This is a genomic window from Brevibacillus sp. MCWH (genome assembly GCF_013096935.1).
Taxonomy (GTDB): Bacteria; Bacillota; Bacilli; order Brevibacillales; family Brevibacillaceae; genus Brevibacillus; species Brevibacillus aydinogluensis.
On the sequence record NZ_SDLF01000205.1, the window covers coordinates 1 to 412 of the forward strand.

The 412-nt window shown below is 43.4% G+C and carries 1 protein-coding gene; it reads left to right on the forward strand.

The window, feature by feature from the left end; translation table 11 throughout:
* Positions 1 to 76: 76 nt before the first annotated feature.
* Positions 77 to 412 (forward strand): hypothetical protein (locus tag ETC00_RS20090; protein ID WP_171567782.1); only part of this gene is annotated, 336 nt, incomplete at its 3' end.

The window sequence follows — 412 nt, forward strand, 5'->3', positions numbered from 1 at the left end:
ATGGAATTATCCTTGCATCGAGCGTCTTCAAAAGAAGGTCAATGAGCTTGTCGAACTTGTAAAGGGGTGATCGCATATGCAAGGAACAAGCAATGCTGAAAAACTACAAAGCGTCATTTCCGATGACTTGTTTCCGCAAGTGCAACACATATCGGACGTAAAACAAGTGCTCGAAGAGATGACAACAAAAGCTCAAGAACTGCAAGAGTGGCAAATTAGAGCGATTTTGTTACTCGAAAGTCTTTCGAAGAATGAATACTTGCACGGAAAAGCCGATCCGTATCGCGAAATTATCAACTTTATTATGCAAGGGAAGGTTCTTGTCGCTGATCCGCAATATTATATCGACACGATTGAAGCGCTTATTCCGAAACCGCCGAAGCCTGTCATTGTCGCGCCGAATGGTGTTGAG